Annotated in this window: 12 protein-coding genes; 2 read left to right on the top strand and 10 right to left on the bottom strand. The window is 38.7% G+C overall.

The window, feature by feature from the left end:
- Positions 1–189 precede the first annotated feature (189 nt).
- The 8 genes from V6R21_RS13210 to V6R21_RS13175 form a co-directional block, all read right to left on the bottom strand.
- Complete coding sequence (locus V6R21_RS13210; protein WP_334244092.1) at positions 190–678, bottom strand: hypothetical protein; 489 nt, start codon at positions 676–678, stop codon at positions 190–192.
- A 159-nt stretch (positions 679–837) separates the two neighbouring features.
- The gene (locus V6R21_RS13205) at positions 838–1746 is read right to left on the bottom strand and encodes a DUF6263 family protein (protein ID WP_334244091.1); all 909 of its coding nucleotides are present in this window, start codon (positions 1744–1746) and stop codon (positions 838–840) included.
- Positions 1747–1955: 209 nt separating this feature from the next.
- Entirely contained in the window at positions 1956–3104 is a 1149-nt protein-coding gene (locus V6R21_RS13200) for a phytase (RefSeq protein ID WP_334244090.1), read from the bottom strand.
- A gap of 148 nt (positions 3105–3252) precedes the next feature.
- Positions 3253–5952: a TonB-dependent receptor gene (locus V6R21_RS13195; RefSeq protein WP_334244089.1), complete on the bottom strand. Its 2700-nt coding sequence runs from the start codon at positions 5950–5952 to the stop codon at positions 3253–3255.
- Positions 5953–6256: 304 nt separating this feature from the next.
- Positions 6257–6844: a YceI family protein gene (locus V6R21_RS13190; protein WP_334244088.1), complete on the bottom strand. Its 588-nt coding sequence runs from the start codon at positions 6842–6844 to the stop codon at positions 6257–6259.
- 81 nt (positions 6845–6925) lie between these two features.
- Entirely contained in the window at positions 6926–8239 is a 1314-nt protein-coding gene (locus tag V6R21_RS13185) for a hypothetical protein (protein WP_334244087.1), read from the bottom strand.
- Positions 8240–8369: 130 nt separating this feature from the next.
- Positions 8370–8930 carry a YceI family protein gene (locus V6R21_RS13180; protein WP_334244086.1) on the bottom strand — a complete coding sequence of 187 codons (561 nt, stop codon included), beginning with the start codon at positions 8928–8930 and terminating at the stop codon, positions 8370–8372.
- A 301-nt stretch (positions 8931–9231) separates the two neighbouring features.
- Complete coding sequence (locus V6R21_RS13175; RefSeq protein ID WP_334244085.1) at positions 9232–9849, bottom strand: sigma-70 family RNA polymerase sigma factor; 618 nt, start codon at positions 9847–9849, stop codon at positions 9232–9234.
- Between the two features lie 237 nt (positions 9850–10086).
- Between V6R21_RS13175 and V6R21_RS13170 the strand changes: the two genes are divergently transcribed.
- Positions 10087–10860, top strand: a complete 774-nt coding sequence (locus tag V6R21_RS13170; protein ID WP_334244084.1) for an alpha/beta fold hydrolase — start codon at positions 10087–10089, stop codon at positions 10858–10860.
- A gap of 64 nt (positions 10861–10924) precedes the next feature.
- Positions 10925–11701: a hypothetical protein gene (locus V6R21_RS13165; RefSeq protein ID WP_334244083.1), complete on the top strand. Its 777-nt coding sequence runs from the start codon at positions 10925–10927 to the stop codon at positions 11699–11701.
- Here V6R21_RS13165 and V6R21_RS13160 read toward each other — a convergent pair.
- Entirely contained in the window at positions 11688–12683 is a 996-nt protein-coding gene (locus V6R21_RS13160; protein ID WP_334244082.1) for a YhdH/YhfP family quinone oxidoreductase, read from the bottom strand. The genes V6R21_RS13165 and V6R21_RS13160 overlap by 14 nt on opposite strands.
- 98 nt (positions 12684–12781) lie before the next feature.
- Complete coding sequence (locus tag V6R21_RS13155; protein ID WP_334244081.1) at positions 12782–13798, bottom strand: hypothetical protein; 1017 nt, start codon at positions 13796–13798, stop codon at positions 12782–12784.
- Positions 13799–13872: the final 74 nt, after the last annotated feature.

Genomic DNA, 13872 nt, shown 5'->3' with positions numbered 1-13872 from the left:
CAGTTTATTTCTCAGAATAAGCCGCCAAGTTAAAGTATTTGGTTGGTTGAGACTAATACAGCATCTGGAATTTCATTTCAAGTAACTGACCAAACCTTTGTGTTAACTACTGATAAAATTAGTTTCAGGATTATTTCATCAAAAAAAACTTAGGGTTCTACATAGGCAACACCCTTAAAATAAGTTGGACTAGATACTAAACTCAACACTTAACTGTCTCCCTTCCGCTGCAGCCTTTTTATCCTGAATACTTCCAAAAGCTAGACCTAATGAAAGTCCAATAGAAAGTCCCAAAGGTAAACCCATCCCCAAAAATGCCATATTTTCTAGACTGTAGCTAAATACTGTCCCCATAGGTAAACCAAAAAATACCATACCCAATGACATTCCAAGTACCATCCAAGTATTTCTATAATGATTTGTCAGAACAATTTTCAGCTCTTTGTCAAGTGTTGCAATAACTTTAGACTTTGCTTTTGCCAGCTTTTTGCTGAATTGTCTATCATTATCTGATAACTGATTCAGTTGTTCTATCTCATTATTGATAATGTTTTTCACGTTGTTAGGTAGCGTTCTGGTCTGAAGTTCTTGAATCAGGTTTTCAAACTGCTGATATAATTTTTGCTGTTTACTATTTGGCTTTAGATTATCTCTTCTATTGAGGTTGCTTAATTCCATTTTTATAATTGGGTTAGAGAAGTTTAAATAAATGCTTAATTGAAATTGGGTATCTCAAAAAAGATTGAAAATAAAAAAACTGAAGAGATACAATTATGCATTTCTCCAGTTCAATATAAAAGATAAATTTCGATATCTTACAAACTGATTATCTGACTATTAATTATCTGAAATTTCAGTTACGCTTGACATCTCAATAGGTATTTTCATTTCTTCCTGTGTCTGAGGGTTATTTATATAAGAGTCCCCTTTCATTTGCTGCTCTACATGTGCACTGATGATCCAACCTGTTTTTGGTGACAGCTTTACAGTAGAGACGGTTGCACCTTGTATATCAACCCTGCTAAACATTTGGCTTTCCGTTGCGCCTTTTGTTGTATCGATGTTTGCTTTTCCCTCCAAAACAATGGCGTCTTTTGTAACCGCCTTTAGTTTATATTCTGTCGTCACGTTGGCAGAAAAACCTGCTTCCAGTTTTGTACTAACTGACCAAGTATCATCGATCTTCACTGAATTTTCTGGGAATATGGCAGTAACCATCTCAATATTTCCTTTTAAGGCATTTTCACCATACGCCTGCTCCAGCTGTGTAATGATTTGTTGTTTCTGTGCCTGTGGAATTTCTGGAAACTTACTCATCATACTAGAAAACAGCACTTCTTCTCCTGTGATTTCAAGTACTTTTCCCTTCTTATCCATCTTTAAGGAAAATGGCTTGTTCACCAACTCTCCAAGAAGCATGGAAAAAATATTTTTAGAGTCTGTATCCTCAGAGCTGGCTGTAATTTCTCCCTGTGGAAGTTTCATTACCATATTTAGCTTTTCATAATTCACTTCCAGATCATAAACGCCTTTCTTGATGTCTTTTACAACAAATGCCGTATTTCCACCAAGCAATATTTCCATATTAACTTCTTGTCCTGCAACATTCTGCTGAATCGTAGAAGTAGCGTTTACTACCTGATTGTACTTCTCCCCTTTCTTTAGGTTTAGTTCAATAGTTTGCTTTTGTGCCTGTGAAGCAGTCAGGATAAAAAGGGATAAAAAAATTGTGATAATGAATCTCATACGTAAATGATTAGTTTGAAAAAAATTATAGCTATTTCAACGTCGCTTGGGAGCAAATGTTTCGCTTATCATTCAAAATGCTACACAAAGTGGTATATCAGTTAATGCATTGAAGCGAATTTGATACTCAAATTCAAAAATAAAAAATCCGAAAGAACAGCAGTATGTGTCCTTCCGGATTTTGATATACAATTCTAAACCTATTTCTCTTACATCTCTTTTTTAACCAGCAATTGCTCAATTTTACGCCAGTCGATCATCTTGAAGTTTTGAGCCTTTAAGCTATCATCATCAAAATTGAAACCATCCTGAACCATTAGCATTCCTTTTGGATATTGCTCGCTCAATGAGTCTGTAATCACCTCAATTCCATCTGTTTCTTCCACGCCATCCACTTTGCCCTTTTCAATTGCAAAGCTACCCAAATACTCGTAGTTATTCTCTAAGCTGAACACTGCATATGAGAAATTTCCTTGGCTTGAAGCCAACAAGTAACCTGTCTCTATTCCAGTCTTGTAAAGTGCAATTCCTTCCAAGTCCGCTTCCAGCATCTCATTGTCAGCTACTTTTGTACTTGCAATCAGTTCAGGTGTAGCAACTGTATCAACGGACAAATCCACTTTCCAAATGCCTTGTGCTTCTTCACCTATATACAAAGTGCCAGTAGCGTCATCTGCTACCATCCCCTCTGGTTGTGATGGCACTTTATAGGATTTAGCCAAGCTTGCAGTTACCTTACCACTGTCTGCCGCTGCCAACGCCCACTGTTGGACCACTCCATTTTTTCCATTGGCAATAACAAACGAATTACCTGTTGACTGATCCTGATACATACAGAAACCATAGATATCATCAATTGCCTCACCTGTCATAATAGGCTGAGCCGAAACATCTACCAACTTTCCTTCAGCCGTCATCTTCATCAGGGTAATGGAATTATCATTACGGTTACTTGCCGCGACTATATCCAAGGTATCTTGACCAAGTACGACCCCTTGTCTGATATCTACATTGTTTACCTTTCCTACAGGATAAAAGCCCAACTCGTTTCCTGCCAAGTCATAAACATACAAGCCTTTTTTCTTATGCGTTCCTACTATCAGACTCTTTGAAGGATCTTCAGGGTGAATCCACATTGCCGGATCGTCTGCAGCATCCTCTTCTGTAGTAGCCAGTACTGCTTGCGTTTCAGCATCTGCCTGCACACGGAACTTCACTTTTTCCTGAAGCTTATAAGCTTGCTTCATTGATTCATCTGACTCTCTTGGGTCTTTGTACTGTTTCTCAGTCTGATGGCTAACACCACACGCTGTAAAAAGACCTGCTATAACTGATAGAAGTATTATTTGCTGTTTCATTTCTTCTAGTGATTTTTGTTATGGCAAATTCCCGACAGGTAAAACCTGACGGGAATAGCACCAATTCAATTATAATCATTTCAATAGGATTGTATACTGAGATATAATCTACTTACCTACGCTAATACCCTCCTATTGACTCTTCAATTTATAGGTTGATTTTCACACCTATGCTGAATCTTGGTGCGTAATATTCTGCCTGCATCATGTGGTTAGAAACCCCTTGGAAATAACGTAATGGCTGGTTCAGCAAGTTGTTTGCTTCTACATAAGCATTCACTTTTTCTGAGAACATGTAGCTAGCATTGGCGTCAAGATACATCACCTTGTCATAGTACACATCTTCAGATACATCTCCACCTACCTCTTCAATAAATTCACTTGTGTAGTTGAATGACAGCCCAGCCTTGAATTTCTTAGCTTCATACATCAATGATGCATTGAATGTATTGTTTGCAGTACCTGGCATTGACAGATCCTCATCCTCACGGTCTTCCAATTGGAAGTTCTCAACGCTAGAATTGATGTAAGTATAGTTGGCATATACATTGAACCTGTTCAGAGGGTAAGGCAGGAAGTCTAATCTTCTCTGCAAGCCCAATTCGACACCCATCAAGTTAGCATCTCCACCATTGATTGGTTGTGTCACTTCAAACTCAGTTCCGCCAATCATCTCGTCATTTGTATTTTTAACGATAAAGTCATTTACCTTTTTGTAGAAAACACCACCAGAAACAATACCTACTGATGAGAAGTAATACTCACCCAAAAGGTCAAAGTTCATAGATGTCGTAGCTTCCAATGCAGGGTTACCAATGCTCATCTCTTCATCTTCAATCACCACATATGGCACAAGGTCAAAGTAGTTTGGACGTGCAATCGTGTTAGTCCAAGCCAATCTTACTACCGCATTGTCAGCAGGCTGGTAACGGAAGTGTAAACCTGGCAAGATGTTCATATAATCGTTCGTCTGCTCAGCTGTTGGTTCTAGTGTCTCATCGTTGTCATTGTACTCAAAGCCACTGTATGTTACTGATGTATTCTCAATTCTTACACCTGCCAACATGTTCAGTTTCTTACCCAACTTCTGATCTAGCATCAAGTAACCTGCTGTTACATTTTCAGTCGCATTGAAGTTACCCGCCATTTCATCCAGCTTGATTTCAGACTCATACGCATTACTAGTGAAGTCGGTACCACCTAGGAACTCTTTTGATACAAATGATCCTGCTTTATAATCACCTGCCAAGAAATCATCCTTTGTTTCGTTTGAAAGGTTTTGCTGGATCAAAGCCATCAACGCATCCTCATCAGTTGGTTCAATCTCATAGAAATTGTTGTCACGCTCTTTTGACTTTGACTTGTATTTAGCACCAAATTTCAGGTTGCTAGCAAAGTTGCCTTGTGAAAGCGGCATGCTGATATTAAACTTACCTGAAAAGTCTTCTTCCTGTGTATACTGGTTCTCTTCTGTGATCTCATCCAGTTCCCAGTTACCGTCAATTGCTTCAAAAGAATTGGAAGGAAGTGGTTTGTCATCTACCATTGAGAAATCCAGGCTTTGGTTTTCTGTTTTGTAGGCAATATATCTTTCCTGTGGTCTGTCCTCTGACGCCTTAGCGTAGTTTACTCCCCAGTCAAATCTTACTTTTCCAAAAAGGTGGTCACCTGAAAGACCCAATGTCAACACACGCTGATCTTCCAGACGCTGGTTCTTGTTGTTGGCACCTCCTTTTGTTTCACGTACAATCTCTTCAGCTGTATAGTTGTCACCATCATTTCTTACCAGATCTTTGTAAGATACTCTGTAACGTGTTTCCCAATCGTTACGATGGTTGTACATTCCTTTTACAAACAAGGTATGATTATCATTGATTTTATAATCCAACCCCAATGAGAAACTTTGACGCAAACGCTGTACGTAATACTGTCTTGTCTGGAATTCTACCAGATCATCACCATCCCATTCTGCTTCCACATTGTCTGATCCAAGGTAGTGATTGAAAACCGAGCCACTTGCGATTACCCCCAGCTTGTCATTTACGAAACGGTTGCCATAAACCAATGAACCATTCAGTATTGGTTTCTTGCCAATAAAGTTATATCCAGAACCCAAAGTCGCTGAGATTCTACGTGCATGCGGTGCAGTACGTGTTACCAAGTTTACAGAACCACCGATTGCGTCACCATCCATATCTGGTGTCACTGCTTTGTTAACTTCAACAGCCTGTACCATATCCGAAGGAACCAGATCAAGCTGAACACTTCTGATTTCAGCCTCAGCTGAAGGCACTCTTTCTCCGTTGATAGTCACTGAGTTCAGTTGAGGTGCCGTACCACGGATATTCGCAAATCTTGCTTCACCTTGGTCATACTGTACATAAATACCGGATACACGCTTCAGTGCATCACCAATATTGGAGTCAGGGAAACGGGATACCTGATCTGCCGATATTACATTGACAATATTGTTTGCGTTCTTTTGCTGGTTCAGTGCTTTTGCCTGACCACCAGCATAAATTGTTACTTCATCCAGTGTTTCCAGTTCTGTCAAGTTGAAATCCAGAACAGTTGTTCCACTTACTGATATAGTTTTGCTGACAGGTTTATACCCTAGGTATGATACTTTAATAGAATAGTCTCCGGCTGGAATATCCGTAAGCGTGTATCGGCCATTCACATCTGTGACTGTTCCTTTACTTAATTCTTCGACCAATACAATTGCTCCAGGAAATGGTAAGTTGCTTTCGTCCAAAATGCTTCCCCTCAATGCTGCGGTTTGTGCAAAAGTAGCAGTGGTCATCAATATCATGACCGTAGATAGTAATAAGTGATAAAAGTTTTTCATGGAGTTTTAAATCTGATTTTAGTTACATTTTTTGCGCCGTAAAATTGGCTAAATCAAACTCCAAATAGGTTTCAGGTTATTTATGCTTTCTTCAACTAAAAATTAAACACACAGCGCACTCACATAGACTATTCACTGTGTTATATTACATTCTTTAAATTTATGTTAACACAAAAAAGAAAAAGCCCACTTCATACCATGATGAGTGGGCCAGACGTATTATGAACCAACTATTACAAAGCACACATGTAGTTTATGGAACATTATTACGCCCCAATAATAAAAGCTCAACAAAGTCAAACTTCTATATTTCTTTGCTAGGTTCTATCAAAACTGAAAACGAAATCTTGACTGTATTATCTACTTTTACCGCTCCAAAAAATCTAGAAGGTGGATGTAATCCAAAATCGGTCAATTTGAAATCAAACGAACCAACAACCCTATTACTGTTTTCTTTCTGAAACAACATTACTGGTATCTCCATATGCTTCATTACCCCTGCCACTTTCAGAGAAAGCTTCAGGTAATACTTGTCATTCAAGCCTGCATGCGTGAGGTCTTTCAACACCAAAAAGAGTTTAGGGTACTCCTCTTCTTGCAGCAATTCTCTCAAATCACTATTCATCAAAGAGTTGTGACAATCAAGTCTCTTAATAACAATTGGTAATATCGCTTGTCTGAAATGAAAGTTCTGTAATTCATCAATTGCCAACAGCACTTCTGTTTTGTCTTCCATTTCAGAAGCACTATATGCACAGCTAAAAGTATTGAGGTTAGTAGCGCCATCTATATACAGATAGCTGTCTTTGTCGAATTTCACGTCCCACTTTTCATATGTAGGTCCTCCCCACCAACCTACCCAAAAAGTTAGCAGTATAGAAAGCAGTTTCATAGTCTGATAATATCTTTAAGTTACGATATGAGTAAACCCCACCGTGGGTGGGGCTTACAAGTCAATAAACCTGATTAAAGTTTAGAAGCCAATCACCGCTTCTACCATAACACCGTTAAAGCGACCTCCGTAAAGGATATTGTTTTCTGCGAAGTCTTTGTACTCTTGGTTTACGTACTCAACTTTTGCAAGAATATTGTTTGTCAGGAACCAACCTGCACCGATTTGGTAACGGTTGATTGTAACCTCATCTGCATCGCCTGTCGCATTCCCTTTCACTTGGTTGTAACGACCACCTATATAGAAGTTGTCATTTTCACCAAATCTGTAAAGTAAGTCTGCTGCAAGTTGTGTGTATCCACCATCTTCAAGTGTCTCTTCGTCATTTTGGCGAGCCAGACCTGCTGTGTGCTCGTAAGTACCGAAGAACTCAATACCTTTGTAGCTTACGAATGGGTTGATCATGAATGATGTCACCTTGTTGAAGCCTGGGCTGAAACGACCTGTTGTGAACGCTGCTGAAGATGAAGCTTCAGTGTTTGCCATTACGTAGTAGTATCTAGAACCTGTACGGTCACCAGCGTAAAGCGTGTTGCGGTTATAGCCTGAGTTCGCGTAGAATGATCCTGTCAATCTTAGTCTCAAGTCTTCATCTACTTGGTTGTCATAACCTAATTTACCGTAAACTGAAGGCTGTCTGTCATCAACTTTCACTACATCACCTTTGATCTCACCGTTAGATACACCGATCATACCGATGATATTATTTTTGCGGTAGTAAACCTCTGCACCAATCTCAGTTGCAAATGCATCCATGATATAGTTACCTACAAATGGGTTGTAGATGGCATTACCGTTGTCAGTTCTTCTGAAGTGTGCATCACCGTAGTTGATCTCCATGTGCCCCACTTTGATAGTCACGTCCTTCATGATCTTGTCTACCAACTCACTGTTCAGGAATGGCAGTGCATCAAACTGGATGTAACCACCTTTTACCCAAGCCTCTGTGTGGTGACGAGAAGACAGGTATGTTACCAAGTTCATTCTCACACCTGGAGCCAACTGAACATCAATGTTCATGTTTGCAGTGGCGTTGTTGAAGTATGGCTGAATTTCCTTCAGTGTGTTGTTAACCAATACACTACCATCAGCTCCCAATACATCCTGTGCATCGTTTGAGTGGTCAAGTCCTTGGAACTGAAGTGCGAAATCACCTCCAAGTTTCACTTTTACACCATCAAAATCGCTGTAATCTTCTTTTGGAGTTTCAAATTGGTTCAAGCCTGCTTGACCTACATTTCTGTTGCTTTTGATAGGGTCTTGAGCAAAAGCTGTAGCGCCGATGATTCCTGATAATAAAAGCGCTAAGATTGGTCTAAGTATTTGTTTGCGCATGGTGATTATGATTAAAAGTGGATAAGATTTTTGATATTAAACAATATGGTTCATAGTCAGCTCAGTGAAATGAGCTGCGAAAATGAAATCTATTTACCTTGAATTCTAATTATTTACCTTGTTATAAAGCTTATTGAACCTCTGTACCAGCGTCCAAGTCAACCGAATATTCAATGGTTACTTCATCACCAGTTTTGACAGTTCCGAACATGGCAGTTGGAGGTTCAATTCCAAATTCACTCATCTTGAAAGTGTATTTACCACTAAAGGTATTTCCCTTCTTGTCAGCTTTCAGTGTCACTGGATTCGAAGTCCCTGCTATGGTTAATGTTCCTTTCAAAGTTGAGCCTTCTGTAGGTGCATTTAGCTTGAAAATAATGTTTGGATGGCTTTTCATCTTAAGCGCGCTATAAGTGTTGCTGTCCATTGCACTTTTGCCGCTCTTGATACCCTTTACTGGAATGTTGACTGTCGCGCCTTTCAAAGTTGTTACACCCGCTCCATCAAAGTCTGCTATTACCTTGATAGCCGATTCGGTAACGTCACACGTCCAGTCATGCAAAGTGGAAGTTCCGTGGATTTGAATCTTTTGTTTTTTTAGGTTGATTACCTTTTCTGAATTTTGGGCAGACACATTCAGTGAAATCATCGCTAAAATCAGAAATACAATTGGTTGTAGAATGCTTTTCATAAGGTGTTTAATAGTTATTTCTTGTGCTTTGTTTTTCTTTTGTTACACAAATAAACATCACTTATGATCCGTGGGAGGTGACTGGCCTGATTAGAAAAGAGTGACTTTCATCAATACAATTTCAACTTACTTATTTTCAATATTTTAGCCTTATTTAAGAGAATTTATATAATGAAAAAAATATTGTTTTTTTTCAAAAAGAGATCAAATATAGAATTCACCCTAAAAAATAAGCCCTAATTACAGCTGTAATTAGGGCTTTTATATCTCTTTAGATAGAAGTAACAATTGAAGCGGTTATTTAATCACTGTTTTTATTTCCTACTTCATTCTGCAAATACTCAATCAGACTATTCATATTGCCTTTGAGACTTGCATCTTGAAATTTGCTATAAAGGTCTTGAAAATGTTCAGGATCTACTTTAAAGCGTTCCTTCCCTTCCTGCATCTTGTCTTTGGCTCTTTTCACCAACTGTCTGCAGTGATCTTTTTTCTTCTCGAAAATTTCTGTAATCTCGGTGTAGTCATAATTGAAGACTTCTTTGAGCAAGTATACACCACGTTCAGAAGGAGTCAGTCTAGACAACAGCCTTCTCATCCCTACAGAAAGCTCATTGGCCATATCAAACTTTGATAGGTTTTGTTCGATATGCTGAATTGTAGCAGGTAATTGCGCTTTCACATTCTGTAAAGAAACTTCTTTTTTTCTTTTCAGACTTTCCAGATAATTCAAGCAATTGTTTGTGATCGCTCTTGCCAGGTAATTTTTGATGTCTTCAATTTTCGAGAAATCTACCTTCAATAGCTTTACCATAGTCTCCTGCACTACATCTTCGGCATCCATTCCAACACCTACCATTTTGTTGGCTATGGCATAAAGAAGGGGCTGGTATTTTATCAGAATATCTTGGTTATGCATAATTATGTCAAAATCCTGTTCACACGCTATCGTTAATTAGTTCAAGTAGGTATATTGGACGATTATTCCTCTTTTGCCTACAAGAATAGAGATCTTCAAGCGGTTTTCCAATTGGATGTTTTTAAAAAGTTCACATTTCTTCATTTTTTTGAACAAAATTGACAATGCTTCTAACATTTCATTTTGTGAAGCTTTTTAAAATGATATGTCCTTTAATAAAGCAACTATAATAAAGATATGTGTGTTCATAATAACCAGACTATTGAAGTTAATGGTACATTAATCAGGTTTCAACACTTAAAACAAAATACAGATCCAGCGGCACCAACACTTGTTTTTCTTCATGAAGGGCTTGGTTGTATAGAGTTTTGGAAAGATGTCCCAAGCTTACTGGCTCAGGAAACAGGTTTAAACATATTATCCTATGACAGACAAGGGCACGGTCAGTCCGATCCCTTATCTTCTCCACGGACTGTTGAGTACTTACACCATGAGGCACAGCTCGTTTTACCCTTATTACTTGAAAAGCTAGGTATCTCTCGCCCTATTCTTATCGGTCATAGTGACGGAGGCAGTATTGCTTTATTATACGCAGCCCATCATCCAACAAGGGCTATAGTAACGGAAGCGGCTCATATTTTTGTTGAGGAAGTTACATTGGAAGGAATCAAACATGCGGTAGCTGCATATCCGAAAATAAAAGACAAGCTGTATAAATACCATGGAGAAAAAACAGACACTTTATTTTACGCTTGGGCTGACACTTGGCTTACACCTGAATTTATAGGTTGGAATATAGAAAAAGAGGTAAATAACATTCAATGTCCATCCCTTATCATACAAGGTATCGATGACGAATATGCCACCCAAGAACAAGTAACTAAAATTGTCAGCCTAATAGGAGAAAGTGCCATTTCTGTTATGATCGAAAATTGTGGTCATACTCCGCATATTCAAGCTAAAGAGGCGACACTTAAACAAATGTTAACCTTTATTAGAAAGGTACTTTAGCAAGAGTGGAAAAATTTTTAATTTAATTATTGACACTTTCAATATGAAACGCTAATCAACCAATATGAATAGATCAGTTCTACTTCTTCTCTTCATCATGATTCTTTGGACAGGCTGTAAACAGCTCGAAAATGAAGACGCCAAGATCTCAAAAATTCAAGATTATGTTGAAGAGGTGAAGGAAACTTACCCTTCCTATGATTTCAAACGGAGTATGATGTTTTCTCTAGGGGATTATACATTCTCTGCCACTTCCTTTTTTGACAAGGACAATAAGTTAAAACTGGTGGAAGAAGTTGGTAATATGGGGGAGTATGGAAACCTAAAGAAAAGGTACTTTCTGAAAGATGACCAGCTTGTCTTTGTTGGCACAGACAAAAGGTTTTATCAAGGCAACCACTATATCTACTCAGAGGAAAAAGCTTTTCTATCAGACGAAGGTGATGAAGTACTTATGGTCCAAAAAAAGGAAGCTCCTAGCCTTATTGACTTACAAGAACAGGATTTTCAGACAATCACTTCCAAAACTGATTACAGTGGGGAACTATCACGCTGCCTCAATGCCATTGAGCAGCGTCAGGAATTTGCGCCACAATTCAAAAAAGTATGGAGCCTTAGAGGTAAGAGCTTCCTTCAATTAGGAGAAGCTCATGAGGGTACTTTTGAAGCTGATCTCCGTATTCGTACAAAAGACTCCCTCATCCTGATGCTGGAATCTTCACCACAGATGAAAGGAGTCTTGTTAGATATTGATTGGGAATATCAGCACACCAATGGTTATGAAGAGATGGTTTACAAAGGTGGTCAAGTTGCTGCCCCAGATGAAGCTAATAAAGACTAACTACTGTCCTACCCATCAATTCACCCTTTAGGATTTGCTGAATCTTATCACTTAACTGATCCAGATTACAGGTCTCTGTTATTTTGCTAAGCTGATCAGGCTTCCAAGGTCCTGCCAACTTATTCCAAACATCAATACGCTTTTGTATTTCACACTCTACAGAGTCTATCCCCAATAGATTATTTCCTTTTAAGATAAATGGAAATACAGTAAGGTCGATTTTAGGTGAAGATACCAACCCACAACAAGCGATACTACCCCCATATTTTAGACTTTTCATAGCAGTAGTCAGGATCGAACCACCTACAGTATCGATGGCTCCAGCATAAATGGGTCTCAGTAATGGCTTACCTGATGAATCTACGGCCTCTTCCCTACTGATAATTTTGCCTACACCTAGACTTTTCAGTATTTCATGGGCTTTTTTCTTTCCCGTAACAGCTATAACCTCATATCCCAACTTACTCAAAATTGCTACAGAAAGACTACCAACACCACCTGACCCACCAGAAACCAAAACCGGTCCCTTACTTGGTGTAATACCATGTGCTATGAGTGCTTCAGTACATAACCCTGCCGTCAGTCCAGCTGTACCGAAAATCATACTTTCTTTCAACGTCAATCCTTTGGGTAATGGAATGACCCATGCAGATGGTACCCTAATATACTCTCCATAACCTCCATTTGTATTCATTCCAAGGTCAAAACCCGTTACGATCACTTCCTCACCTTTACTGAACTCAGGAACACTGCTATAGGCTACTGTTCCTGCCGCATCAATACCTGGAGTATGCGGATAGTTACGGGTTACCCCTTTATTTCCCACTGCAGACAATCCGTCTTTATAATTCAGAGAAGAGTAATGTACCTTTATTAATACTTCACCATCAGGAAGATCTTCCATTTTGACTTGCTCCAATGATCGGGTGAACTTTCCGGCTTCCTGTTCCCTAACAACAAGGGCACTGAAAATTTTTTCCATGGATACTCAGTTAAATCTTGGGTAAAACGACTTTATTCAAGATAGCAAAACAGAAAGCTCCCTAACAATGACATTTAGGCATGTTCCTAAAACTTTTCTCACAGGTGTAGCTCACCTTTTGGATCTATCTTCATATCCGTATTCTTTGCCACGGTTTCAAGCCTGATGATTTCCTGATCAAACCAGAATTTGTCAAACAGCTCTAATTTTCTTCGGACTTCTTCCCAAATAATAGGCGCTGTATCATCATTGTGCCTTCTCAGCCAAAAACCCAATATTTCAGGAGCAGTATCGCTAACATTTTTACCTAAAGTCAATTCATTGTTTTTAAACCGCATGTGAAGGTATTCTGAGCCAGAAAGTTCTCCATGCCAAATAGCACTCCTATAAGCTTTTAGTTCACTGTCAAAAAGCTCATTATAATGTAGGTACATATACCCTTGAACATATGCCCTCACCCAATTTTTAAAATACATCTCATAGAGACTTTGACTTTCGGCATCTGCATTTTCCGGTATCAGGTACCTAAATCCCCATTTAATAAATGCAGGGTTATAATAAGTATAATGCTTGGTTACCTTTTTTTGATAAGCGATACCCGACACTTCTGAAAGGATTTGTTCCAAACTTGATGTGGCATAAAAATCACAATCCCAAAACATACTTTGCATTTGCCACTTTACACTCCACGGACTCTCATAAGCCTTATCCAAAAGTGCATTTGCTACTTTCTGTATGAAATATGGCTTGTTCAGCTTTCCTTCTATATAGAAGTCACAATCCGCAGCAGCAATTACAACTTTAGGACTTGGTTGTACCTGAGCGATCATCAAGTCTTTCCCTTTTACCCTAGCATAATCAAATCCTCCATAAATCATCGAAAAGGAAAAAACAGCAGCCATAAAATAAATCAGTACATTTCTTCTTTTGGGTGTGTCAGAACCCCAAAGAACCAAACCGGGCTTTACCAGTCCTATTAGAAGAAATAGCGACAAAAGCAGGAAAATAATTTGAAAACCAATTGTTAAGGAGTTTCTGACAAGAAATGAGAGGTTGAGCACTTCTTCCACCGAATCGGGGAAAAGTGAAGTAATCGTACTTACAAAGAAATTCATTGGTGAGATGGTTAATAGTATTAGTATTCAGCTAAATAATTCATGCAATACGAGTTTTTAATTTCGTATTGCAT

Origin of the sequence: Limibacter armeniacum (genome assembly GCF_036880985.1) — a bacterium.
GTDB lineage: Bacteria > Bacteroidota > Bacteroidia > Cytophagales > Flammeovirgaceae > Limibacter > Limibacter armeniacum.
Note: the sequence above shows the minus strand (reverse complement) of the source record. Positions and strands in the feature narration are given on the sequence as shown.